Consider the following 21,128-nt stretch of genomic DNA (forward strand, 5'->3'; position numbering starts at 1 on the left):
TCCATCTCGTTCGTACAGCTACGAGATGCGCACCGGCAACTGCTGCTTGAGATTTTGCAGCCCCAATGAGCAGGGTTGCGCATAGAGTCCTGCGCGCCCTTGCGCGTCTGGCGATTGGCTTTGCGGTACAACTGCTGACAGTGTGGGGTGCACTGGCTCTGTGGTATCAGATGCCACAGCCTTCAGTGGCGCGAGGGTTCGTCGTTGCCATATGGTCTTCGTTGGGCGTTCCTGTTGTCTTGCCGCAGGCAAGCTTGCTTGGACGACAAACTCGCAACGTTACCGGATTCGCATTTGTGGTCGCAACTGCCTTCCTGCTCATGTGGAGGGGAACGCTGCATCCGTCACACCAACGCGTGTGGGCGGACGATGTCGCCCAGTTGCTGGAGGCCAGGATCGACGGCAACCATGTTCACCTGAAAAACGTACGCAACTTCGAGTGGCGCAGCGAAACCGACTACACCCCGCTGTGGGAGAGCCGCACATACGACCTGGATCGCCTGCGCAGCGCCGACCTGGTGCTTTCCTACTGGATGGGGCCGCACATTGCCCACACCCTGGTGTCGTTCGGTTTCGATGGTGGCGAACGGGTGGTGTTTTCGCTGGAAATACGCAAGGAGCGCCACGAGTCCTTCTCGGCGATCGGAGGATTCTTCCGTCAGTTCGAGCAAGTCCTGGTTGCTGCCGATGAGCGTGACATTGTGCGTACGCGCAGCAATGCGCGAGGCGAGGACGTTTACCTCTATCGGTTGCAGATAAGTCAGGCCAGCGTCCGCGCGTTGTTTCTGGAGTACCTGAAAGCGGCCAATGAACTACGGCACACACCGCGCTTTTACAACACGTTAACCAGTAACTGCACGACCATCGTATTCGAGCTGGCTCGGCTCATTGCACCCACGTTGCCGATCGACTATCGCTTGCTGCTATCTGGACATTTTGCGGAATATGTCTACGACCTGCATGGATTGACGCCCGGTTATCGCTATGGTGAATTGCAGGCACTTGGGTACATCAACGAACATGCCCTTGCTTCCGATGCATCAGGGGACGACTTCTCGATGTCGATTCGACAAAGCATCCCAGGCATCCCGGTCAACGAGGTACATCCATGAGATTCCCACAGGCCTGCCGTCTCATGGCATGGGTCGCCATTGCCCCAGTGTTGTTGGGGGGCTGCTCGATTTTCCGCCCAGCCGTTGAAGTTCATGCGCTGACGGCCAGGGAGGCCATCGAACTCAAGCGCAGCGACATCCTGACACGCGACAAGCTCAGCGATGCGACTATCCAGACCATCAGGGTGGCGGCATTGGATGTAAAGGCATGCGCAAAGCCGATCTCATCGGAGTGCGTTGAGGCCCTGGCCGCCGTGACGGGGATTGCCACGGATCGGCGCCTGGCGGCACTGTCCGAACTATGGCTGGCGCAGGCACAGGCCATGGAGCCCGGATCAGTGCAGCAAGCCGCTTGGCTTGAGACCATTCGCTATGCCTATGCCTATCTGTTCCTTGGCGACCATACTCCGGGAGAGCGGGCCTTCGAGGATCGCCAGACCCAAGTACGGGATTGGTATAACTATGCCGTCGAGCATGCTGCCGCTGGCATGTTTGAAATTCGGCAACAAATGCCTGCGCAGCTGCCAGCCCTGACCAGTGGGACCATTGCAGGCTGGGAACTGAAGTTGGATCTGCGCAGTGCGCGCATGTCGGGTAGTGCGGCGGTGCCAGCCGAACTGGTGCCGGCTTCGTCCCTGTCTTTTCGTGGTTTGCGCAGCCTCTACCGGCGCGACGGCTTTGGCGCCGAGCTTGTAGCGGTCATGCCGGACGACTCCCTGAACGCCACTCCGACTCAGGATGGCCACCCCGTGGCAAAACATAGTCAGCCAGCTCTGCCCTGGAGCGAGATGCCCGCGCCTTCCATGACGGTTCTTTTGCATCCCGACGGAGACAGCCTGGACAGCGTGTTGCATACCCATACCGCTCGTTTGACGGTGCATGACCCCTATGTGGAATCGGCCATCATGCTGCGCGGCCAACGTGTGCCGCTGGCCGCCAATTTCACGGCCGGCTACGGCCTGTGGTTGGCCCGTTCCAAGTTCAACCGACAGTCGCTTCGCAGTTTGCTTGGGCGCGAGGGGGGCATCGACCGCCCGCACGTTTACCTGATGCAGCCCTATGACCCGAACAGGCGGATCATCGTCATGCTGCACGGACTGGCCAGCAGCCCGGAAGCCTGGGTTGAACTCGCCAACGAAATCCTGGGCGATGAGGCTCTGCGCCACCATTACCAGATCTGGCAGGTTTACTACCCCACAAACATGCCAATAGCATTGAACCACGCCATGATTCGCAGGGCGCTCGGGGATACGCTGGCACATTTCGATCCATCCGGCCAGGCGCCGGCGTCGTCCGACCTCGTACTGGTGGGACATAGCATGGGCGGCGTCATCGCGAGGTTGATGGTGTCGTCAACCGATCAGTCGCTGGTGCAACTGGTTGCGGATGACGGACGGTTGACGCCGCAGCAGATCAAGCGCATAGACTCGATGCTGCACTTCGAGCCCGTTCCGAATGTCAGCAGCGCCATCTTCATCGCAGCGCCTCATCGGGGTACGTCGATCGCGGGTGGGCGCTTGGGGCGCTGGATGGCGGGATTCATCCGCTTTCCCATTACGATGCTCGAAGAACTCGCCCACACATTGGCGCCGAATGTGGCTGCCAGCAGCCGCGAAAGCCTGGGAAGCATGCCCAATAGCGTGGACAATCTCGACGAAAACGATCCTTTCGTGCGTACGGCTGCTGGCTTTCCCATTTCATCCCAGGTGCGTTATCACTCGATCGTGGCCCAGGCTGACCCCCAAGTGGCCCTCGTTGATTCCGATGATGGTCTTGTGCCTTACCGCAGCGCCCACCTTCCCGGCGCACAGTCCGAGAAAGTCATCACTTCGGGGCACAGCGTGCAACAGGACGCGGCCGCGATACTAGAGATTCAACGCATTCTGAGAAAAGACATGGCTCTGCGGGGAGAGTGTTCCACGCAGCGATAGACAATTGCCATCTGCTGCCTCATATCAGACGCGCTCCATTCTCAACAGATTCACCGAACTGGGCACGCCCAAGGCTGTGGCCGTGGTATAGCTGCGTCTGGGGTTGGGGTAGTTCGTTCTCAGGCAGATTTATGCAAAAAACCCCATGGCGCTTGGCTCGCTGTTGACGCAGACGTGGGTGAAAAGCATCCGACCATCACCCAAGGATAGCTCTCATCTCGATACAGACGTGATTCATCCGCACCTATGCGGCTCCCTACGATCATATGGACTGATCACATCGGTAGGGAGAAATCATGAACTTACGCCATCTTCGCTGTTTTATCGCCGTTGCCGAGGAACTGCACTTCGGCCGGGCTGCTCGACGGCTACACATTGAACAGTCTCCACTGTCGCGCACGATCCGCCAGATGGAGGCGGATATAGGGGTGCCGCTACTCGACCGCTTGCCACGCAGTGTTCGTCTCACGTCGGCGGGACAGGTCTTTCTCGAAGAAGCCCGGCGCGTACTGCTGGCCTTCGAGCAGGCTCAGACCAAGGCACGTGCCACAGCGAACCAGCGGAACACGCTGCGCATCGCGCTGTCGGGTGACATGGGGCAGGCCCGCTTGTCGGCGTTGCTTGCGCTGTGCCGGGAGGAGGCGCCACAGGTCGGCATTCGGATATTTGAAACGCCACTGGCGCAGTTGGTGACTGGACTGCGCAACGACTTGTATGACGCAGGTTTTGCATTGGCCAGTGAGGTGGATTCCGGCGTCGTCGCCGTGCCGGTGTGGCGAGACCCGCTGGTGGTGGTTTTGCCCGCCCGGCATCCGCTGCTGGCTTTCAAGGAAGTGCCGCTGGAGGAAGTGGCGAGCTATCCGCTGGTGCTGTGCGATCCCCAGGTCTGCGAAGGTTGCAGCCGGCAACGCGAACGGGTGCTCCGCACGGTGGATGCGCAGCCGACGGTAGCCGAGTACGTCACAACCCATTCCCTGATGCTCGCCCTCGTGGCCGCCGGCTACGGCGTGGGCTTTTCGAGCGCGGCGCACCTGGCGGGTTGCCATCAGGCCGATGTCGTAGTGCGGCCGCTGGCCGATGAGACCGCTTCGCTGACGACCTATCTACTGCGACCCGAAGGCGAAATCATGGAGCCGCTGCGGCAGTTCATCGACCGCGTGGAGCGTGTCGGACGCCCGCAAGGCGCCGATCAACGCCTGATGTGACGCGGGGATTCTGGACGGTGCGATTCCTTTTCGGTCTGGACCTTGACCCGAATTGCATCGGCGGCCGACCTTTTGCGTCACGGGCTTGAATGGCGAATCGGGCCTATCCACCCGGCATCAAGCAAGGCACCTTCAAGCTATCGAGGTCACTGCAGTGACGCAGAACGCATGAGCCCTTGCTGGATGCAAACCGGCTCAGCCGGAAGACGCATTGGCGCTTTACCTCGCCCGTTTTCCTACGAAAACTTTGCCCTGGTTTTCCGGTAAAGCGCGGCATCCCCTTCCTGATCGAACTTGGATGCGCGACTTTTCAAACCGTTGCGCCGGTAACAAGATTTTTCGCAGGTGCACTATGGTGGAGGTGTAGCGGGCACCGCAAGGAGTGTTAGCCCCCTGCGTAACGCTCGGCGACATCGCCGCACCCAACCTCCACCACGATGCCGACCGGCTCGCGCTTCATCGGGTTCTTTGGGCAATCGCTGCGCCCATGTGGGCCGCGCGCGCTTGCCATGTGTCGATCCGACGATGGGAAGAGCGCGATATGCCGAAATCGAGCAGCCACGCCTTTGGCGCAAAGACGTACTACCGACCGATCGAGGCGGCCGTCCGCTGGTGCGGTCTCCTGCGCTTCGAGCAGCGTATTCTGGAAGCGCTGGAGCAGCGGGTCATGCCGGAGCCCGGCGAGTTCCCGCGCTGGCCGCTGCTGCGCCTATATGTCGAGCGCATCTTCGACGCGCTGACACATGGCGAATTGCCCGGCGGCAAGGCCGGCATCGTGCTGGACTCGCAGCGGCCGGCGCTCGACGACCCCGAGTTGACCGTGCGCCACGTGGACTTGAAAGCGTGGATGTCGCAGTTCTACCCCGGCGATCGGCCGGGGTTTTTGTTTGACGGCATTGAACGCGTGGTGCATCCGGCGGTGAGCGTGGACACGCTCAACATCCTGCTGGCCGATCGCGAAGCAACGAAGTCGCAACTTGCCGAACTTGCCCTGGTGCATGAAACGCTGCGTATCGCGCACGAAGCATTGGCGAAGGAATATGCCACGCGCGCGGCCAACGACGAACAGGCGCGCGAGCCTGGCCTGCGCAGCGAGACGACTTACCTCAACATCATCGGCGGACTTCTGACGCTGCTGCTGGGCAATTCGCCGTCAGGTGCGGCCTATTCTTCATTCCGCAGCATGGATGCCGTGGTCAGCGCGCTGATCGCACACCACGAAGGGCGGCCGGGTCTCAGCGAGCGGACGCTGTGGAGCAAGCTCGCGCAGGCGCGGCGCCACCTTGAGGCGTCGCGCTGACGACGCGGCCAGCATGATGCCGATGCGGCGCACTGCAATTGCAGTCGCTGCTTCTGCAATTGCAGTGATTTCGGCGACCGCGGTGTATTGAATACGAGGCACTTTCCGAACAGCGCCAGTGAGCGTCAAGGAGTGTCTCTCATGTCTTCGCAGACCACCGAGCCGGCAGTGCCGGCCGAGCACCGCATCCTGCGCCGCGCCGAAGTCGAGGCCAAAACCGGCTTCAAGCGCGCGCACATCTACAGCCTGATGAAAGAAGGCAAGTTCCCCAAGGCGCTTCGCCTGGGCGTGCGCGCCGTGGGCTGGGACTCGGTGGAGGTCGAGCAATGGATCGCCGATCGCCTCAACGAGCGCGCCTGACGCTTTTCCTCGGTACATGCCATTCAACCGGGAGAAGCCCATGCAGGTGGTGTCCATCATTTCGACCAAGGGCGGCGTGGGCAAGACCACGACGGCGGCCAACCTGGGCGGCTTCGCGGCCGACGCCGGGCTGCGCGTGCTGTTGCTGGACCTGGACGTGCAGCCCACGCTGTCGAGCTACTTCACGCTGGCCGAACGCGCGCCGGCCGGCATCTACGAGATGCTGGCCTATAACGAGCAGCGCGCCGAGCAACTGGTGTCGCACACCGCGATCGAGCGGCTTGACCTGGTGCTGTCGAACGACGACCGCGGCGAGCTGAACACGTTGCTGCTGCACGCGCCCGATGGCAGATTGCGGCTGCGCCACCTGCTGCCCACGCTGGCGCCGCGCTACGACCTGCTGCTGATCGACACCCAGGGCGCGCGCAGCGTGCTGCTGGAGATGGCGGTGCTGGCCTCGAACCTGGCGCTGTCGCCGGTGACGCCGGAAATCCTGGCGGCGCGCGAGCTGCGGCGCGGCACGCTGCAACTCATCGAGGACATCGCGCCGTACCGCCACCTCGGCATCGAACCGCCGCCGCTGCACCTGCTCATCAACCGCGTGCATCAGGTGTCGTCCAATGCGCGGCTGATCCAGCAGGCGCTGCGGCAGGTATTCCAGGAGCAGCCCGGCGTGCGCGTGCTGGACACCGACGTGCCGGCGATCGAAGCCTATCCGCGCGCCGCGACGCGGGGCCTGCCGGTGCATCGGGTGGAGTACCGCCAACCGGCGGGCCGCACGGCACCCGCCGCATTGGAGACCATGCGCGCGCTGGCCGGCGAGCTGTTCCCGGCATGGCAGGATCGCTTTGCGCTCGTCACCGGCCGAGGCGATACGGGAGGGGCCGGCCATGGTCAGCGCACATGACATGGCCCGCGGCCACAAGCGGCTGCGAGGGCTGATCGAGTTCGCCCTGGGCGAAGGTTGGAAGGTGGTGCGCACCCGCGGCGGGCACCTGCTGTTCACGGAGCAAGGCTGCGCGCCGATCTACACCAGTTCGACGGCGAGCGACCACCGCGCGGAGCGCAACGCCCGTGCGCAGCTTCGCCGCGCCGACCGACAGGCGGCCCAGGGTGTTGCAGCATCTCAGGAGAACGGCCGTGGCTGACCTGACGCCGCAGGACATGGCCGCCAAGCTGCTGGCCTCGGGCTTCGAGCGCAACGGCCCTTCGGCCGCAACCTTGAGCGACCCCATCGCCGACACGCCGATGGTGGTGACGCTGGACCAGTTGCGCCCCTACGACCACGACCCGCGCGTGACGCGCAACCCGGCCTACGAGGACATCAAGGCCTCGATCCGCGAACGCGGGCTGGATGCGCCGCCCGCGATCACGCGCCGGCCCGGCGAACCGCACTACATCATCCGCAACGGCGGCAACACGCGCCTGGCGATCCTGCGCGAGCTGTGGAGCGAGACCAAGGACGAACGGTTCTTCCGCATCCCCTGTCTGTTCCGCCCGTGGCCGCAGCGCGGCGAAGTGGTGATGCTGACCGGGCACCTGGCCGAGAACGAGCTGCGCGGCGGGCTGAGCTTCATCGAGCGGGCCTTGGGCGTGGAGAAGGCGCGCGAGTTCTACGAGCAGGAAAGCGGCCAGGCGCTGTCGCAGAGCGAGCTGGCGCGGCGGCTCACGGCCGATGGGTTCCCGCTGCCACAGTCGCACATCAGCCGCATGCAGGACGCCGTGCACTACCTGCTCCCGGCGATCCCCACGCTGCTGTACGGCGGGCTCGGCCGGCATCAGGTGGAACGGCTCGCGGTGCTGCGCAAGGCCTGCGAACGCACCTGGGAGCGGCGTGCCCTGGGGCGCAACCTGTCGATGGACTTCGCTACGCTGTTCCAGGACGTGCTGGCGCAGTTCGACACGCAGCCCGACAACTTCTCACCGCAGCGGGTGCAGGACGAGCTGGTCGGCCAGATGGCCGAGCCGCTGGGAGCGGACTACGACACGCTGAGCCTGGAAATCGACGACAGCGAGAGCCGGCAGCGCGCATTGACCAGCGATCCTGCGCCGCTGCAGGCGGCAAGACCTGCGGTGCCGGTCGGGCCTTCGGCCGAGCCACCGCGACCACCGTCACCGCCTTCGCCGCCGACCGGCCCCTCGGTGCAGTCGTCGGAGCCTGGCCCTGGCCAGGCTCCGCAGGCCGGTTCCACGCCGGCCGCCAGCGACAAGGGCATGAAGCAGGGTGACGAGCGCCTGCAGGGTCACATCGTGTCCCCGGCCCCGACCACCGAACGCCTGCAATCCATCCAGCGCATGGTGGCCGATCAGATGGGCGACAAGCTGCCCGACTTCGAGGCCGACGCGCTGCGCGCGATCCCTGTGCAAGCGGGCGGGCTCTACCCCATCTCGGATGTCTGGTACATCGAGCCCGGCCTGGATGTGCCGGATCGGCTGCGGGTGCACATCGCGCAGTTCGCGCGCGAGATCGCCGAGGAAGCCGACGTGGCCGGGCAGGTCGAACCCAGCGAAGGCGGCATCGGCTTCGTCTGCGTGGCGCCCCCGGCGGTGCGCGCATTGCCTCCGTTCGCGTGTGCGGTGCTGACCTTGCTGCATGCGCTGTGCGCCGCGCCCCGACCCGCCGCCGGCTTCGATGGCGCCCGGCTGGCCGACGACCTGGCGGCCTTGCTGCATGGCGGCGGCGCATATCCGCGCCTGAGCGATGCCGGGCTGGTAAAGCTGTTCCGGCTGCTGCGCCTGGCGCGCCGGCTGCTGGATCTGGAGACCGGCGCGGCCTCCAGCAACCCCGGCCACGGCGCCTGAGCGGAGGCCATCATGTCGGCACCGCATCCGCTCAACCAGGCCGTCATCGCACAGGCGCTGCACGACCTGCGCAATGGGCAACTGCGGCGCTGCAAGGCGATGGGCTTCGGCGAGGAGGAGCTGGACGCGCTCAAGCACCCCGAACTCGTGAGCATGCTGGTCAACGCCACAGTGTCGTGGTGTTCGGTGTCGGTGAACCGCGATGTGCTGAAGCGGCTGCTGAGCCAAGTGCACGACGTGGAGCGAGAGATCGCGACGGTCGACCGCATGCTGCGCCTGGGCGCCAGCACAGAGATGGTCAGCCGCTTCTACGGGCTTACGCACCAGGAGGTGGCCCTGCGCCGCGACATCCTCGGCCTGCCCAAACGCAAGGGACGGCATCCGGTGTTGGATGAAGCGCAGGACACGGCGCTGTGGAAGCAGTGGAAGGCCAGCGTCATGGAGCGCGGCATCGCGCTGAACGACGAGGTGGCGATGCTGGCGATGACCATGGACCTGGCCGAGACCTTGAACCTGCCGATGTCGGTGATCTGGTCGGCGATACGCAACTGGATCGACCAGGGGCTGGTGTAGGCCATGGCGACCGGCGGCGCACCCCGGCGCGATGGCCCCGTGGCGCTGTCGGCACTGTTCGACGACGCGCTGCGGGAACTAGTGCCACCGGCACCACCGACACCACCAGCCCCGCGCGGCGCTGCTGCTGCATCGCTGGCCGCGCCGGTCAGCGACGGCTTCCTCTACAGCGGCAACCGGCACGAGAGCGTGCCGCGCGCGCTGTTCCTCGACCGGCGCCTGACGCCGCTGGAGCGCAACGCCTGGCAGGTGTTCCGCCTGCAGCTCCAGAGCGACGGCGTGACGGCGTTCCCGACCTACGACCAGCTCCGGCCCTATCTCGCTTCGATGCCGTGCGCGGCGCAGGCCTCGCACGAGACCGTGGCGCGCGCCTTGACGCTGCTGCGGCTGACGCGCTGGCTGAGCCTGGTGCGACGACGCCGCGACCCGAAGACCGGGCGCATCCTGGGCAACCTCTACGTGCTGCACGACGAACCGCTGACACCCTTCGAGGCGATGCAGCTCGACCCCGACTACCTCGGCTTGGTCAGCCAGGCGCTGACCCATGCGGCGAAGGCGGTGCAGATCGTCGGCATGAACACCCTGCGCGAGATCGCCGAAGACCCGATGCTCAACGGCCGCACGCTGCCCACGCGGCTGCAGGTGCTGGCACAGCGCATGGCGCGCAACAAATGGGCGGACGCGAGTTATCCACAAGCGCCTGTGGATCACGAATCCGAAGAAGGCCAGGACGGCCTGCTTCGGAATCTCGATGGCCCGTCTTCGGAATCCGAAGCAGGGCTGAAACCCGCGCCAGACGGCTCACTTCGGAATCCGAAGGAGGACCGTACTGTACGTATGGATCGTATAAATCAAGTACGTACAGTACCGCGCGCGAAGGCGTTGCAGCACCTGCGCCTGCCCGAGCGCCTGCTGCGCTTGAAGGACGAGCAGCAAAGCGGCGCGATGGTGGCCTTGCAGCAGGTGGACGAGTCGCTGCGGCAGGCGGTGCTGGACGAATGGGATGCACGCTGCCGCAACAGCGCGGTGCGCAACCCGGCCGGCTACCTGTTCGGCATCGTCCAGAAGGCGATCCGCGGCGAGTTCAAGGCCTGGGCCGGCGAAGCTGGTTCGGCATCGACGCCGCCTGCGCCGTCATCGCCGCCACGTCCTGCCGCACCGGCGCCCTCTGCACCGCCACCGCCTGCGCCGAACGGCCCCGGTCGCGAGGCGGCGCGGGCCTACCTGGCGAAGCTGCGTTCGACGCTTGGCGATTCCTGAGCAGCTATCCCCAGGGGATAGCTGGGACACGAAGCCTTCCAGCCATCGGCTTCGGTGCTGTCATGCGTCACATCGTCGCAGCCCGGTGCGGACCTATTCCCAGGGGATAGATGGAACACGCAGCCTTCCGCGCCATCCGGTTCACTCGCCGTCTTCATCGCTTGCGATGGCAGCTATCCCCTGGGGATAGACGGAACACGCGGCCTTCCCGAACGACAACCGGGAGCGCACCCGCTGCGGTTTGTTGACTGACGCCCTTCCGGGCGATGCCGATGCTGGCGGCTCGTTCCCTTACCGCGAGTCGTCACCATGGCCAACGAATCCCAGCAGCCCCTGCAGTTGAATCTCGGATCGCTGCGCAGCGCGATGTCGCTGACGCTGCACACCCACCACGCTTCACGCATCTGGCATGGCCGAACGCCCACCGAGGGCCGGCCCGGGATCATTGGCCTGAACGGCTACATCAGCGTGATGAACAAGATGAAGCGCGGCGCCGAGCAGGACGATCCCTACTCGGATTTCTGGATGCTGCGCATCGAGGACAAGCTGACGCAGACCAAGGCCAGCTTGCAGGCGCTGCGCGAGCAGGTGGACCAGGCGCTGGCCGACGTGCCGCCCGCGCTGACCCTGGGCGAGAACATGAACGTGCAGCCGGTGAAGCTGCCGCTGTTCGTCAATGCGCAGCTCGGCTTCATGGCGGTGTACCTGCTGGCCGATTACGACGACCTGGCGCGCAAGCTGATCCTCGCGCATCACACCGCACTGATCGACCGCAGCACGCTGGAACGCTGGCTCAACGACGGCGCGCACGCGCTGCGCAGCCTGTTCTCGCTGGCACAGCAGTACCGCTACTCCGGCGCGACGCGCGACGACTTCGCCTCGAAGAACGCAGTGGCGCGGGCGGCGCTGGAGAAGTTCGGCGAGTTGCCGCAGGACGTGCTCGAAGGCACGCGCCGCTCGCGCTTTGCGCCACCGATCGCGCGGCGGGCGGGCAAGCAGGGTGCAGCCCCCGATGCCGCACCCAGCGCTGGCGCAGCCGACGTGACGGACGACGATCTGGACGGCGAAGGCGCCAAGGCATGACGGCATCGTCTTCCACCGGCCAACCGGCGCGCTTCCTGCCGCTGGAACAGGCGGACTTCCAGCGCCTGGAACACGGCCCCTACCTAAAAGGCCTTTTACAGCCTTTTAAAGGTAAGGGGAGTCTGGAGACCTGGGCCAACCAATGCACGGCGCTGCGCGACGACTTGATCGGCCTGGCGCAGCGGCGCGTGCTGCAACAGGCGCGGGCCTATCCCTTCACGTTGCTCGACGTGCAACTGGCCCAGCAGACCACTGGCGCAGGCACGACCTTCCTGCGCTGGCGCAACCACGACCGTTCTTCCATGGGCGTGGCGCTGTGGGAATCGCTGCTCGACCGCCCGGCGACGCCGGCCTCGCTGATCGACGACCTGTACGCGATGGAGCTGCAGCGCATCGCTTTGAACATGCAGATCAGCCTCCTTCACACGCTGGGCCGCCAGGCCCAGGAGTGCGCCAGCAAGGCCGCGCAGGCCGAAGCGGCTTACCTGCGACGTGTCCACGGGCATGCCGCGTCCGTTCCATCCACCACCCCCAAGGAGTCACCATGAGCACGCACTTCGTCGGCGAGGGCAACATCGGTTCTGCGCCGGACTACCGCGAATTCCCCAACGGCAACGACGAGCCGCGCCGGCTGCTGCGCCTGAACGTCTACTTCGACAACCCGATCCCACGGAAGGACGGCGAGTACGAGGACCGCGGCGGCTTCTGGGCGCCGGTGGAACTGTGGCACCGCGACGCCGAGCACTGGCAGAAGTTGTACCAGCCGAGGATGCGCGTGCTGGTGGAAGGCCGCACGGTGAAGGACGAGTGGGAGGACGCCGACGACAACGAGCGCACGACCTTCAAGATCGAGGCCCGCCGCATCGGCATTCTGCCGTACCGCATCCAGGCCGTGACCCTCAGCGCCAGGACGCTGGAACCCGAGGCCGCAGTACCGCCGCCGAAGGAGGCCAAGGGGACGAAGGCGCCAAAGGAAACCAAGGCCAAGGGCTGACTCCCCCGCAGGGGGCGGCTGTAGCAACCGTCAGACGCCCGCCATGCACAGCTATCCCCAGGGGATAGCTCCAGGGTGTTCCACCGAATTCCAGCCGCCCTCCCGAAACGACGCTCCCGCTGCGCCAGCCGTTGCGGCTTTGCGCATGCCGCTGCGGCAACGCATCGCCTGCCGATCACAAAGCGGTGTCTGCGCTGATCGGCTTCCTTGCTGCCGTCATCCGCTGGCCCGGCCAAGCTGGGGCCATCCGATGAACCGCACACTTCCAAGGAGGCTTCATGCGCGTGTTCCTGTGCGAGAAGCCGTCCCAGGGCAAGGACATCGCCCGTGTGCTGGGCGCCGGTCAACGCGGCAACGGCTGCTACAGCGGTACGGGTGTCGTCGTGACCTGGTGCATCGGTCATCTGGTCGAGGCGGTTCCGCCCGAAGGCTACGGCGAACAGTACAAGCGCTGGGCCATCGAGCAACTGCCCATTCTTCCCCGAAGCTGGCGTGTCGAGCCCAAGGCGGCGACCGCAGCGCAGTTCAAGGTCGTGCAGCAGCTCGTCGCCAAGGCGGGCGAGCTGGTGATCGCGACCGATGCCGACCGCGAAGGCGAGATGATCGCCCGCGAGATCATCGAGCTGTGCGGCTACCGCGGCCCGATCCAGCGGCTGTGGCTGTCGGCGCTCAACGATGCGTCCATCCGCAAGGCACTGGGCGCGCTGAAGCCCTCGGCCGAGACCCTGCCGCTGTATTTCTCCGCGCTCGCCCGATCGCGTGCCGACTGGTTGATGGGGATGAACCTGAGCCGGCTGTTCACGCTGCTGGGCCGGCAGGCCGGCTACAACGGCGTGCTGTCGGTCGGGCGGGTACAGACGCCGACGCTCAAGCTGGTGGTGGACCGTGATCGCGAGATTGCGCGCTTCGTCTCCGTGCCGTTCTGGGCCATCGAGGTGGCGCTGTCGCATGCGGGCCAGTCCTTCGTCGCCACCTGGACGCCGCCGCAGGGCAGCACCGACGACGCCGGCCGCTGCTTGCAGCAGCCGGTGGCGCAGCAGGCCGCGGAACGCCTGCGCGCGGCCGGCGCCGCCCAGGTGCTGTCGGTGGAGACCGAGCGCGTGCGCGAAGGCCCGCCGCTGCCGTTCGACCTCGGCACCTTGCAGGAGGTGTGTTCCAAGCAATTGGGCCTCGACGTGCAGGAGACGCTGGACATTGTCCAGGCGCTGTACGAGACGCACAAGGCGACGACGTATCCGCGCTCGGATTCGGGCTACCTGCCCGAGAGCATGCTGGCCGAGGTGCCGGCCGTACTCGACAGTCTGGTCAAGACCGACCCCAGCCTGCGGCCGCTGATCGACCGCCTGGACCGCAACCAGCGTTCGCGGGCCTGGAACGACGGCAAGGTCACGGCGCACCACGGCATCATCCCCACGCTGGAGCCTGCGAACCTCTCGGCGATGAGCGACAAGGAGCTGGCCGTCTACCGGCTGATCCGCGCCCACTACCTCGCGCAGTTCCTGCCGCATCACGAGTTCGACCGGACGGTGGCGCAGCTCACGTGCGGCGGCCAGTCGCTGGTCGCGGTCGGCAAGCAGATCGCGGTGGCCGGATGGCGCCAGGTGCTGGCGGCGCCGGAGCCCGAAGACGGTGACGGCGAGGACACGCAGCGCGGCCAGGTGTTGCCGGCGCTACCGGCTGGAACTTCCTGCCAGGTCGGCCAGGTCGAACTGAAGGCATTGAAGACGCTGCCGCCCAAGCCCTACACGCAGGGCGAGCTGGTCAAGGCCATGAAGGGCGTCGCCAAGCTCGTGACCGACCCGCGCCTGAAGCAGAAGCTGAAGGACACCACGGGCATCGGCACCGAGGCCACGCGCGCCAACATCATCAGCGGGCTGCTGGCCCGCAGTTATCTCTTGAAGAAGGGCCGCGCCATCCGCGCGTCGGATGCGGCCTTCACGTTGATCGACGCGGTGCCGGCGGCCATCGCCGACCCGGGCACCACGGCGGTGTGGGAGCAGGCACTGGACATGATCGAGGCCGGCCAGATGACGCTGGACACTTTCATCGACAAGCAATCGAGCTGGGTCGCCCAGCTCGTGCAGCAGTACCGCGGCGCCACGCTCGACCTCAAGCTGCCGCCCGCGCCGAACTGCCCGCAGTGCGGCGCCCCGATGCGCCAGCGCAGCGGCAAGAGCGGTGCGTTCTGGTCCTGCAGCCGCTACCCGGACTGCAAGGGCACGCTGCCGATCGAAGATGCCGCGGCAGGCAAGCGCGGTGCATCCGGCCGCACCTCCAGCACAGCGCGTCGGCGCCCCAAGGCGAACTGACGCTCACGTCTCCCTCTGCCACGCCGGCTGCTGCCGACGGCGGGGCAAACCTCCCGCACCCCGCGGGATTCCCCAGCGCGCGTTCCCTTCTGCAACGGTGTGCGCGTCCTGCTGGCCCGAGACGGCCACAGGGCGAGAAGGTCATTGCTCCATCGAATCGCGCTCGACGCGGTTCCGCTGATCGAGGTGTTCGCGTCCATCCGCGAGCGGTCTCCTGACGCCTTGGCCCGCAAGGCTGCGAGGTGCCAGGAGACCGCTTGCGGTCGACGGTATTCGGTGCCGGTGCCCGCCGGTGAAAAAACGGGTTCCCTTTGTGTGTGGATACACGCCAGAGGATGCCGGCCCCAGCCACGAAACGGGCCGGGTGAGATTGCTGACGCAGCGAATGGCTTTGACGACGGCCTGGCCTGCTTGCAGCCCACAGGTGGATTGATTCCTCTCAGCCGAAGCCTTGCGGGGCTTCGGCGCCTTTGTCGTGGGCAGACGGATCGTGCATCGGTTCCTGCACCAGCACTCGGGGCAAACCGGACGGCGGGCGGTTCTGTTTGATCGGCGACGGCGCGCTGCCGCGCTTCCATCCTTCCCGCATGTGTCGCTGACGGTCGTCAGCACCATGCCCTGGCAGCTCCGGTCTTCAAGGCTGCAACGCGGTTCGCCGCGTTGACCGATCCAGTCCGCTTCGCACCGACCACCGCGGACGCGCGTCGCCACGACGCGGGTGCTTTCGATGTTCAACCCTTCGGGAGGTATCCGCTCCCGTCAGGGCGTGGTGCTCCCGGTCTTTCAACCACCAGGAGAAAACCATGTCCCTTGCGTTCGCATCGGCGCTCTTGAGCGCTGAACAGGCCCGCGCCGAATCCATCGGCTACCAGGCCCTGGCCTACGTCGGCAAGCGCCTGCCCCTGCAGGTGCTTTGCAGCGCAGCCGGCCACTACATCGGCACCGCCGATGCGGACGGCCCGGTCTCGCGCGAGTCGGTCAGCTACTTCCGCTCGCACCACGCCGCCGACCACGCCCTGAAAACGGGCCGCTGGCAGCAGCGCCTCAACCCGTGATTCCAAACACCTGGAGCCCATGTCATGAACCGTGCCCTGCCTCAAGAGGTACTTGATCAGATCGAGCTGGAACACCAGCACTTCGCCGCCGCGCCCCAAGCCTTCTTCGAGGCGTGGAAGCGCGGCGTCAACATCGCCGGTGCCGAATGGTTTGGCGACGGCACCCGCGACGGCCTGCAGCGTGCCACCACCAAGTGGGATCTGCGGCCCAAGCTGCTGATGCTCAACGACGCCCTCGGCGTCCTGAGTAGCGGCCAGCGGATGTTCCTGTCCGCGATGGTGAGCTTCTACAACGCCCGCGAGGGCGGCGCGATGCTCAAGCGTTGCGGCTTCGAGGGTCTGTCCGACCTGGGCGGCCTCGATCTGGAACGGCGCAAGGTCATCGCCGACCTGACGCTCAACTACAACGGCTGGTGAGCCGCGCTGCGGCGCACCGACGTTCTTTTCTTCCGACCCCACGAGGGACATGCGTCCCGCCAGGGGCCATGTCCCTCCTTCCACCCGGAGCCCTTGCGGCCTCGGGATGTCCCTGCGGATGCCTTCGTCCGCCAGGGGCGAGGGCTCCGCGCCTTTCATCGCAAGGAGTCCTTCATGGCCAACACCTACTCCGACGCCACCGGCGTCCTCATTCTCGACCGGGTGACGCCGGTCATCTCCGCGCTGTTCGGCGCCTTTCGCCTCGATGCGAGCTATCCCGGCAACGGGAGGGCTTATATCGCTCGCCTCGCCGAGATCAACGATCCGCAATGGAGCGACGTGCTCGACGGTCTGCTGACGCTGGCCGCTCAGCTCGATCTGCCCGCACCGGACGACGCCGAAGGCGAGGATGGCGAAGACCGTGACGCCGAACTGTCGATGCCTGCCCTTATCGACCTGATCGCCCCGCACTTCGGCGCCGACCAGAACCAAGACCTCGCCAATCTCATCGAGCACCACCCGTTTGAGGGCAGCGCAGACCTCGACGCGCTGTTCCTGATCGCCACGTGCTTCGACGACGGCCATCACCTGGTCGCCATCCAGCTCGAAGGATGCTGGCGTTGCAGCCGCCCACGGCTTTTCGAGTTCGGCGGGCATGGTTGCTTCATCAGCCGCGAGCTGACGGTATCGAGCGAATCCACGCATGCGCTGCAACTCGGCGCGGAACTGCGCACCGCAATCCTGGCCGGCGACCTTGCGGCGGCGGCCAACCGAATTGCCAACGAAACGCTGGCGCTACTGGCGGCCATCACCGACGACCAGGTTCGCGCACGCCTGCGCAGAACCGTCGCTGACCGCCTGCTCACCGACCCGTCCTCCGTCGCTGCCGGCTGACCGGCTGCCACTTTATCCACCCGCTGGGGTTCAATCCCCAGCAGGGGATTGCCTCGGCCATCCTCTGCTGGAGAAATCCCATGTCCTACTCGAACAACAATCCCTTTGTCCGTGGCTACGACGGCCTGTCCGTCCAGCGGCTGATTGCCATCTCCTACGACGACGATTGCCCGCTGACCTACCTGCCGCTGCATCCTTCGCAGTCGAATCTGCCGGACAGCCAGCTCGAACGGCGGGCCTGCATCTTCTCGGACGACTTCGTGCTGATTACCGAGGACCAGGCGGTCCCCGATGAATTGCAGGCGCAATGCCCCAGCCACGGGCTCGCCCGCAACGTGGTCTACGCCGTCATGGCCCAGGAAGAAGGCAAGCCGCTGCACGTCGGCGATACCTACTCCGACGAAGCCGCACGCGAGGTAGTGCGGCGCCTGCGCTATGAAACCGGCTTCTACAGCCGGTGCTGGGAGATCAGCAGCGGGCACCTCGACACCGAGGCTCATCGCTTCCTCGCCGAGCTGGCGGACATCGCCACGCCGACGCTGTTCCTGTTCATCGCCTTCCGCATCCCGTACAGCCCGGCCATCGGATTGAAGCTGATCGCCACGCCCTGGACCGACGAGAACCTGCGCGCGGTCGAAGGCATCACTGCCAAGCGGCTGATGCAGGAGCACCGCAAGAAGGGCATGCCGGAATCCTTGATGCAGGTGCTGCACCTGGCCGCGCTCGCCGACGTGCGCATGCTGGTCTTCGATGCCGATGCGCAGGTGCTGGACGGACTGCCGATCTACGACGACTGACACCACCTCACGAGCCTCCACGCGGGGCTCGTTTTTTTGGGGGAAGTCGGTGGCGGCGCAGTGCCGATTCCCTCGCGACGCTGGCCTGCGTCTGCCGCACGCTGATCGCATGTTCGCTGGAGTTGCCGGCAAGCATGCCCAGGCAGTCGAGACCTTCGAGGCTGCGGTGCGGTTCGCCGCGCTGGTTGTTTTTCCTTCCCGGGGCGCATGTCGCGTCCATCCACCTCACTCCAAGGGACACACCTCCCTTGCGGGCGGGAGTTCCTTGGATTGCCACAAGGAGCTTCCCAATGGATACCCAAGCCATCCGTGCACAGATGCCGACGCTGGTTCGCGGCCACGTGCCTTCCAACGTCCGCAGCTTCAAGTTCAACATCTTCGATGGTCAGCCCAAGGTTTCGACGCTGGGCTTCCACGTCGATCCCAAGCCTTTCGAGGGCAAGGTCATCGCCACCACCGACGAGGCCATCGTCGTCAAGACGGGGCGGGCCGAGTTCGCCGTGCTCGACAAGGCGCTCGTCACCGACGTGCCCGACGAAGGCGCCAAGGTGCAGGTCGAACCGTATGCGCGGCGCCGCTTCGACGGCCTGCGCGCGGACACACCCGAGGAGAGCACCGAGTTCACCGCCGGCGGCCAGCCGTACACGGTGAAGCGGCTCATCCTCGGCTCCGCGCCGGCCAAGCTGCCGATCCCCGCGCCGCAGTGCCCCGAGCTGCAGGAACTGGTCCACCAACTGGAGCAGTTGCCTGCACCCGATGGCTTCCGGCGCGTCACCCACCTGCTGGTGGATGCCGGCGCGCGGGACTTCACGGTGGTCGATCCGAGCCCCAGCAACATCATCGCCACGCCGCCGGCCATCGGCTTCACGGTCGCCTCGGCGAAGTTCCAAGGGCGCGTCACCGTGCTCTACGAGCGCGGCCTCGATCTCTACGCGGTGGAACTGCGCCGCGACGGCGAACTGGTCGAGCGGGTCGATGAAGTGTTCTTCGACACCCTGGGCCAGACGCTGGAGCGGCTGATCGACGACGGCACCTGGCGCCTCATCCGCGTGCAGCGCCTGTCTGGCAGCAAGCCGGTCTCGCACTGACCCCTCTGCGTCCCCATGCGGCTTCCCGTCCTCGCGGCGGGAAGCCTTCTTCTTGCATCCGCTGGAGATCACTTCCATGACTGTTCGATTCAAGGCCGCCGATTTGCGGCCCGTGCTGACCGAGGCGCTGGCCAACCAGTGCCGCGTCATCCTGGTCAAGGACCAGGGCGTCTATTTCATGGCCGAATGCGGCGAGCGTCGGCCCGATGGGCGACGCAAGACCATCGCCTACGCCGTTGGCTGCAACCCGGACGCCGATCCGTTCGACGACTGGTGGGAACTGGCGCGCGCCGAGTTCGGCGGCGACGACTTCGGCGAGTTCTTCGATTTGCACGATGGCGTGTTCGCGCGGCTTCTGCACAGCGAGGATAACCTCGAAGTCTCGGCCACCGCTACACACCTGTCGTTGCAGGTGGTGCCGCCGGCACAGTCCGGCCACTGACCGCCAGCCCTTCAAGCCTCCTCACGGAGGCTTCTTCTTTTGTGCCACGGCCGCAGCCGCGCGCACGCGCTTGTCTCCAGCCCCGATCGGGGCCGCCCACCGGCATCCGCCGGGGCCACCGACTGGAGACAGCCCGTATGCGCGACCCGTTCCGAATCGAATCCCCCACCTGCATCAGTTTCAGCGGCGGGCGCACCAGCGCGTACATGCTCTGGCGCGTGCTGCAGGCCAATGGCGGCTTGCCGGCCGACACGGTGGTCTGCTTCGCCAACACCGGCAAGGAGGTCGAAGCCACGCTGCGCTTTGTGCGCGGCTGCGCCAAGCATTGGCAGGTGCCCATCCACTGGCTTGAATACCGGCCGACAGAACCGGGCTTCGCGGTGGTGGACTTCGATACCGCCAGCCGTAAGGGGGAACCTTTCGAGGCGCTGATCCGCAAGCGGCAGTACCTGCCGAATCCCGTGGCTCGTGGCTGCACCAGTGCCCTGAAGATCAGGACGATGCACCGCTTCCTGCGGCGGCAGGGCTGGACCGATTGGGACCAGTTCATCGGCATCCGCGCGGACGAACAGCGGCGCGTCGCCAAGATCAGGGCGCGCGGCCATTCCACCGAATCTACCCACGAAACCATGTGCATGCCGCTGGCCGAGGCCGGCGTGACCGTGCGCGACGTGTCCGCCTTCTGGCAGGCGCAGCCCTTCGACCTGGAGCTGCTGACCGTCAACGGCCGCACGCTCGAAGGCAACTGCGACCTGTGTTTCCTCAAACCCCGCGGCCAGCGCCTGGCACTCATCAAGGCCAGACCCGAGGCCGCGGTGTGGTGGATACGCATGGAGTCGCTGAACCTCGCCAGCCGCCCCAGCGGCGCGCGCTTCCGCAACGATGGTCCGAGCTACGCCGACCTGGCGCGCTTTGCGGCCGACCAACGCGACCTGTTCGATGCCGCCGAAGAACCCATGGCCTGCTTCTGCGGCGACTGACGCGCGGGCCGTGCCGCCGCGGTTCGCCGTGAGGCCGCTGTCGCTGCGCGCGGCCAACGCCTTCGTGCAAGAACACCACCGGCATCACCGTCCTGTGCAAGGCGGCAAGTTCAGCCTGGCGGTCACGCTGGGCGACGGCGATGCGATGCCAAGCCGCATCGTCGGCGTGGTGATCGCGGGCCGCCCGGTGGCGCGGCACCTCGATGACGGCTGGACGCTCGAAGTCACGCGGCTGTGCACCGATGGCACGGCCAATGCCTGCAGCAAGCTCTATGCGGCTGCTGGCCGCGCGGCACGCGCGCTGGGCTACACGCGCCTGATCACCTACACGCTGCCGGCCGAGGGCGGCGCCAGCCTGCGGGCGGCCGGCTGGCGCCTGGTCGGACAGCGCGGCGGCGGCAACTGGAACCGTGCGCGCCGGCCGCGGCGGGACACGCCCGAGGCGCTGCGCGTGCCCAAGCTGCTGTGGGAGGCGCCGTAGAGGCGAGCCTGGCGCTCGGCGCCAATGCGGACAGCCGCAGATGCC

The 21,128-nt window shown here is 66.0% G+C and carries 22 protein-coding genes; all 22 read left to right on the top strand.

The window, feature by feature from the left end; all coding sequences use genetic code 11:
* Positions 1-65: 65 nt before the first annotated feature.
* The 22 genes from SOM08_RS08640 (at position 66) to SOM08_RS08745 (ending at position 21,083) form a co-directional block, all read left to right on the top strand.
* Positions 66-1,112: a DUF4105 domain-containing protein gene (locus SOM08_RS08640; protein ID WP_127805124.1), complete on the top strand. Its 1,047-nt coding sequence runs from the start codon at positions 66-68 to the stop codon at positions 1,110-1,112.
* Entirely contained in the window at positions 1,109-3,043 is a 1,935-nt protein-coding gene (locus SOM08_RS08645) for an esterase/lipase family protein (protein WP_127805122.1), read from the top strand. The genes SOM08_RS08640 and SOM08_RS08645 overlap by 4 nt, the downstream gene beginning before the upstream one ends.
* A 296-nt stretch (positions 3,044-3,339) precedes the next feature.
* The gene (locus SOM08_RS08650) at positions 3,340-4,248 is read left to right on the top strand and encodes a LysR family transcriptional regulator (RefSeq protein ID WP_127805120.1); all 909 of its coding nucleotides are present in this window, start codon (positions 3,340-3,342) and stop codon (positions 4,246-4,248) included.
* A gap of 541 nt (positions 4,249-4,789) precedes the next feature.
* Positions 4,790-5,548, top strand: a complete 759-nt coding sequence (locus SOM08_RS08655; RefSeq protein WP_127807333.1) for an ATP-binding protein — start codon at positions 4,790-4,792, stop codon at positions 5,546-5,548.
* A gap of 141 nt (positions 5,549-5,689) precedes the next feature.
* Complete coding sequence (locus SOM08_RS08660; RefSeq protein WP_127805118.1) at positions 5,690-5,908, top strand: AlpA family transcriptional regulator; 219 nt, start codon at positions 5,690-5,692, stop codon at positions 5,906-5,908.
* 40 nt (positions 5,909-5,948) lie between these two features.
* A complete protein-coding gene (locus SOM08_RS08665) occupies positions 5,949-6,815 on the top strand; it encodes a ParA family protein (RefSeq protein ID WP_127807332.1) in 867 nt (288 codons plus the stop codon).
* Positions 6,799-7,056 carry a type II toxin-antitoxin system HicA family toxin gene (locus SOM08_RS08670; protein ID WP_127805116.1) on the top strand — a complete coding sequence of 86 codons (258 nt, stop codon included), beginning with the start codon at positions 6,799-6,801 and terminating at the stop codon, positions 7,054-7,056. The genes SOM08_RS08665 and SOM08_RS08670 overlap by 17 nt, the downstream gene beginning before the upstream one ends.
* Positions 7,049-8,710, top strand: a complete 1,662-nt coding sequence (locus SOM08_RS08675) for a ParB family protein (protein WP_127805114.1) — start codon at positions 7,049-7,051, stop codon at positions 8,708-8,710. The genes SOM08_RS08670 and SOM08_RS08675 overlap by 8 nt, the downstream gene beginning before the upstream one ends.
* 12 nt (positions 8,711-8,722) lie before the next feature.
* A complete protein-coding gene (locus tag SOM08_RS08680; RefSeq protein ID WP_127805112.1) occupies positions 8,723-9,283 on the top strand; it encodes a DUF2857 domain-containing protein in 561 nt (186 codons plus the stop codon).
* A gap of 3 nt (positions 9,284-9,286) precedes the next feature.
* On the top strand, positions 9,287-10,543 hold the full coding sequence (locus tag SOM08_RS08685; protein WP_127805110.1) for an STY4528 family pathogenicity island replication protein: 1,257 nt from the start codon (positions 9,287-9,289) through the stop codon (positions 10,541-10,543).
* A gap of 309 nt (positions 10,544-10,852) precedes the next feature.
* Positions 10,853-11,626: a PFL_4669 family integrating conjugative element protein gene (locus tag SOM08_RS08690; RefSeq protein ID WP_127805108.1), complete on the top strand. Its 774-nt coding sequence runs from the start codon at positions 10,853-10,855 to the stop codon at positions 11,624-11,626.
* Complete coding sequence (locus SOM08_RS08695; RefSeq protein ID WP_006410647.1) at positions 11,623-12,174, top strand: DUF3158 family protein; 552 nt, start codon at positions 11,623-11,625, stop codon at positions 12,172-12,174. Before SOM08_RS08690 ends, SOM08_RS08695 begins: the two co-directional genes overlap by 4 nt.
* Complete coding sequence (locus tag SOM08_RS08700; RefSeq protein WP_127805106.1) at positions 12,171-12,620, top strand: single-stranded DNA-binding protein; 450 nt, start codon at positions 12,171-12,173, stop codon at positions 12,618-12,620. The genes SOM08_RS08695 and SOM08_RS08700 overlap by 4 nt, the downstream gene beginning before the upstream one ends.
* Positions 12,621-12,898: 278 nt before the next feature.
* Positions 12,899-14,929 (top strand): DNA topoisomerase III, encoded by a 2,031-nt coding sequence (locus tag SOM08_RS08705; protein ID WP_127805104.1) that lies wholly within the window; start codon positions 12,899-12,901, stop codon positions 14,927-14,929.
* 803 nt (positions 14,930-15,732) lie between these two features.
* Positions 15,733-15,984: a hypothetical protein gene (locus SOM08_RS08710; protein ID WP_069352951.1), complete on the top strand. Its 252-nt coding sequence runs from the start codon at positions 15,733-15,735 to the stop codon at positions 15,982-15,984.
* A gap of 24 nt (positions 15,985-16,008) precedes the next feature.
* Positions 16,009-16,401 (top strand): hypothetical protein, encoded by a 393-nt coding sequence (locus SOM08_RS08715; RefSeq protein ID WP_127805102.1) that lies wholly within the window; start codon positions 16,009-16,011, stop codon positions 16,399-16,401.
* A 174-nt stretch (positions 16,402-16,575) separates the two neighbouring features.
* Positions 16,576-17,295, top strand: a complete 720-nt coding sequence (locus SOM08_RS08720; protein ID WP_127805100.1) for a hypothetical protein — start codon at positions 16,576-16,578, stop codon at positions 17,293-17,295.
* An 80-nt stretch (positions 17,296-17,375) separates the two neighbouring features.
* Positions 17,376-18,092 (top strand): ABC transporter substrate-binding protein, encoded by a 717-nt coding sequence (locus SOM08_RS08725; protein WP_127805098.1) that lies wholly within the window; start codon positions 17,376-17,378, stop codon positions 18,090-18,092.
* Positions 18,093-18,382: 290 nt separating this feature from the next.
* Entirely contained in the window at positions 18,383-19,180 is a 798-nt protein-coding gene (locus SOM08_RS08730) for a GTPase (protein WP_127805096.1), read from the top strand.
* 76 nt (positions 19,181-19,256) lie between these two features.
* Positions 19,257-19,622: a DUF3085 domain-containing protein gene (locus tag SOM08_RS08735; protein ID WP_127805094.1), complete on the top strand. Its 366-nt coding sequence runs from the start codon at positions 19,257-19,259 to the stop codon at positions 19,620-19,622.
* A gap of 137 nt (positions 19,623-19,759) precedes the next feature.
* Complete coding sequence (locus SOM08_RS08740; protein WP_127805092.1) at positions 19,760-20,602, top strand: phosphoadenosine phosphosulfate reductase family protein; 843 nt, start codon at positions 19,760-19,762, stop codon at positions 20,600-20,602.
* A 10-nt stretch (positions 20,603-20,612) separates the two neighbouring features.
* The gene (locus SOM08_RS08745) at positions 20,613-21,083 is read left to right on the top strand and encodes an XF1762 family protein (RefSeq protein ID WP_241559728.1); all 471 of its coding nucleotides are present in this window, start codon (positions 20,613-20,615) and stop codon (positions 21,081-21,083) included.
* The last annotated feature ends 45 nt before the right edge of the window (positions 21,084-21,128 follow it).

The organism is Hydrogenophaga sp. SNF1 (assembly GCF_034421675.1).
GTDB classification, from domain to species: Bacteria; Pseudomonadota; Gammaproteobacteria; order Burkholderiales; family Burkholderiaceae_C; genus Hydrogenophaga; species Hydrogenophaga borbori.